The sequence below is a fragment of the Mesorhizobium sp. M7A.F.Ca.CA.002.15.2.1 genome (assembly GCF_003998715.1).
Taxonomy (GTDB): Bacteria; Pseudomonadota; Alphaproteobacteria; order Rhizobiales; family Rhizobiaceae; genus Mesorhizobium; species Mesorhizobium ciceri.
The window spans coordinates 1-3,649 of record NZ_RZPI01000584.1; the positions used below are offsets into that span (position 1 = coordinate 1).

At 62.2% G+C, this 3,649-nt stretch carries 3 protein-coding genes and 1 pseudogene; all 4 read left to right on the forward strand.

Annotated features, from left to right (window positions below):
• Nucleotides 1–655: pseudogene (locus ENZ74_RS25575) on the forward strand (DNA polymerase III subunit delta'); the annotation flags it as partial.
• Nucleotides 656–745: 90 nt separating this feature from the next.
• Nucleotides 746–2,296: a methionine--tRNA ligase gene (metG, locus tag ENZ74_RS25580; RefSeq protein ID WP_063168014.1), complete on the forward strand. Its 1,551-nt coding sequence runs from the start codon at nt 746–748 to the stop codon at nt 2,294–2,296.
• Nucleotides 2,296–3,090 carry a TatD family hydrolase gene (locus ENZ74_RS25585; RefSeq protein WP_063168015.1) on the forward strand — a complete coding sequence of 265 codons (795 nt, stop codon included), beginning with the start codon at nt 2,296–2,298 and terminating at the stop codon, nt 3,088–3,090. Before metG ends, ENZ74_RS25585 begins: the two co-directional genes overlap by 1 nt.
• Nucleotides 3,091–3,093: 3 nt before the next feature.
• A partial coding sequence (locus ENZ74_RS25590) for an MBL fold metallo-hydrolase (protein ID WP_164761201.1) occupies nt 3,094–3,649 on the forward strand: 556 nt, incomplete at its 3' end.

A 3,649-nucleotide genomic window follows, 5' to 3' on the forward strand; every position in this document is an offset into this window, starting at 1 on the left:
GTCGCTGACCTCGCATGACGGCAGCTACCGGGTCGTCATCGTCGACCCCGCCGACGACATGAACACCAATGCCGCCAATGCCTTGCTGAAAAATCTTGAAGAGCCGCCGGCACGGACTCTGTTCATCCTGATTGTCCACGCGCCGGGCAGCCTGCTGCCGACGATCCGGTCGCGCTGTCAGGTGGTGAGATTGAACCCGCTCGACGCCGACGACCTGATGACGGTGCTGGAAACGACCGAGCCGGCGCCGCCTGAGGATCCGGCGGCGCGCGCGGCACTGGCCGAGCGGGCAGGGGGCAGCGCCCGCACCGCGATCCTCTTGACGCAGTATGGCGGGTTGGAGATCGCTTCGACGCTCGACGCTCTGGTCACCGGGAAAAAGAGCGATGTCGGCGGCGCGTTCCGCCTCGCCGAAGCCGTGGCCGGCCGCGATCAGGCGATCCAGTTCGATATCTTCAACCGCCGGGTGCTAGACCTGTTGTCGGACGCGGCAAGCCAGGCAGCACTGGCTGGCGATCTCGCACGAGCCAAAACGCTGTCGGACACTTGGCATGAGGCGCTGGACGCTATATCTGAGACCGATACTTACAATCTCGATAAGAAGCAGCACGCCTTGATCATGATCGACCGCCTGAATTCTGCAATGCGAATGTGACTGGGTTTCCTGGATCGGGATGGCAAATGCTGCCTCGATACGATATCCACCGCCACGCCTTTCCATTCAGACATTCATGACGGTTCATTCATGTCACGCGACAAATTCTACATCACCACCCCGATCTTTTATCCGAACGGCAAGCCGCATATCGGCCACGCCTATACGGTCATTGCAACCGACGCCCTGGCACGCTTCCAGCGCCTGGACGGCAAGGACGTCTTCTTCCTGACCGGCACCGACGAGCATGGCCTGAAGATGCAGCAAACTGCCGAGAAGGAAGGTATAACGCCACTGGCGCTGGCCGACCGCAATTCGGCGATTTTCCGCGCAATGACCGAGGCGATGGGCGGCTCGAATGACCAATACATTCGCACGACCGAACCGCGCCACTACGAATCCTGTCAGGCGATCTGGAAAGCGATGGCCGCCAATGGCGACATCTATCTCGACCGCTATAGCGGCTGGTATTCGGTGCGCCAGGAAGCCTATTTCGACGAGAGCGAGACGACGCTCGGCGACGACGGCGTGCGCCGCGAACCGCTTGGGTCGCCGGTCGAATGGAACGAGGAAGAAAGCTATTTCTTCCGGCTTTCCGCCTATCAGGACAAATTGCTGGCGCTTTATGAGAGCCAGCCCGACTTTGTCGGTCCGACCGAGCGCCGCAACGAGGTGCTCAGCTTCGTCAAGTCGGGGCTGAAGGATCTGTCGATCTCGCGCACGACCTTCAAATGGGGCGTGCCGGTGCCAGGCGACGACAAGCATGTGATGTATGTCTGGGTCGACGCCTTGACCAACTACATCACCGCCGCCGGCTATCCCGACACAAAGGCCGAGCAATGGCACTATTGGCCGGCCACGCACATCATCGGCAAGGACATTGTCCGCTTCCATGCGGTCTATTGGCCGGCATTTCTGATGTCGGCGGGCATCGAGTTGCCAAAGCGCGTCTTCGCGCATGGCTTCCTGTTCAACCGCGGCGAGAAGATGTCGAAATCTGTTGGCAACGTCGTCGATCCATTCGCGATGGTCGAGCACTACGGTCTCGACCAGGTGCGCTACTTCTTCCTGCGCGAGGTGCCGTTCGGTAACGATGGCAGCTACAGCCATGACGCGATCGTCAACCGCACCAATGCCGATCTTGCCAACGGTCTCGGCAACCTGGCGCAGCGTTCGCTGTCGATGATCGCCAAGAACTGCGGCGGCGTGGTGCCGCAGCGCGGCGAGCTGACGGATGCAGACAGAGCGATCCTGGATCAGGCCGCCGCCGCGCTCGACACCGCGCGCAAGGCGGTCGCCGAGCAGGGCATCCATCTGGCGCTGGCAGCTATCTTCGGCGTGGTGGCGGAAGCCGATCGCTACTTCGCCGGCGAGGCACCATGGGCGCTGAAGAAGACCAACCCGGCGCGCATGGAAACGGTGCTGTGGACGACCGCCGAAGTCGTGCGCCGCGTGGCGGTGCTGTGTCAGCCCTTCACTCCGGGCTCGGCCGCGAAACTGCTCGACCTGCTGGCGGTGCCGGCGGAGAGCCGCGATTTCGTGCATGTCCACGCGGATCACGCGCTTGTGCCCGGCACTGCGTTGCCGGTGCCGGAAGGCGTGTTTCCGCGTTACGTCGAACAGCCGGACGCGAACATCTGATGCTCGTCGACAGCCACTGCCATCTGGATTTTCCAGATTTCGCCGAGGAGCGGGCGGCCATCGTCGCCCGCGCTTTAGCCGCCGGAATTGGCCGTATGGTGACGATCTCGACACGCGTGAAGCGGTTTCCGCAAGTACTTGAGATCGCTGAAACTTTCGACGAAATCTATTGCTCTGTCGGCACTCATCCGCACAATGCGGCCGAAGAACTGGATATCACGGTCGAGGAGCTTGTGCGGCTATCCGCGCACCCAAAAGTAGTGGCCATCGGCGAGGCCGGTCTCGACTATTTTTACGACAAGGCGCCACGCGATGCACAGGCGCAAGGCTTTCGCAACCACATCGCCGCCGCCCGTGAAACGGGGCTGCCGCTGGTCATCCATTCGCGCGATGCCGATGCCGACATGGCTGATATTCTCGAGGACGAAACAGGGAAGGGCGCCTTCCCCTTCATCCTGCATTGCTTTTCTTCCGGGCGCCGGCTTGCCGAGGTGGGCGTCGCTCTCGGTGGCTACGTGTCGTTCTCGGGCATCCTGACCTTCAAGAATTCAGCTGAGTTGCGTGCCATTGCCGCCGATGTCCCGCATGCCCGATTGCTGGTCGAAACCGATGCGCCCTATCTGGCGCCCGTGCCGTTTCGCGGCAAACGCAACGAGCCCGCCTATGTCGCCCATACCGCCAAAGTGCTGGCCGAAACGATCGGGGTAAGCGAAGCTGAAATCGCCGATCTGACCACAGATAATTTCTTCCGGCTGTTCGGCAAGATGCCGCGGCCTGCAGAGCAAAGTGCCTGAACGATGACTGACCGGCTGCGCCTCACCATTCTCGGCTGCGGCTCGTCCCCAGGTACGCCGCGCATCACCGGCGATTGGGGCAATTGCGACCCCGACAACCCCAGGAACCGGCGCACCCGTGCCGCCGCGCTCGTCGAGCGGATTGCGGCGAACGGCAGCCGAACGACTGTCGTCATCGACACGGGGCCGGATTTTCGGCAGCAGATGCTGCTGGCCGGCGTCAAACGTGTCGATGCGGTCGTCTATACCCACCCGCATGCCGACCATATCCATGGCATCGACGATCTGCGCGGTTTCGTCCTCGATCAGCGCCAGCTCATCGACGTCCATGCCGACAGGGCGACGATGCTTCGGCTGCGGGAAGCGTTCGGATACTGTTTCGAGACGCCGCAAGGCAGTTCCTATCCGCCGATCGTCAGGCCGCATCTCATCGACCACACCAGGCCGGTGGTCGTCGAAGGAGAGGGGGGTACCCTCACCCTCGAGCCGCTGCCGCAGATCCACGGCGACATCGTATCGCTCGGTTTCCGCATTGGCGGTCTCGCCTATTGCCCCGACA

What these genes read in the sequence shown, in the direction of transcription:
- metG (WP_063168014.1), top strand. Translation starts at nt 746, where the DNA reads ATGTCACGCGACAAATTCTACATCACCACCCCGATCTTTTATCCGAAC.
- ENZ74_RS25585 (WP_063168015.1), top strand. Translation starts at nt 2,296, where the DNA reads ATGCTCGTCGACAGCCACTGCCATCTGGATTTTCCAGATTTCGCCGAG.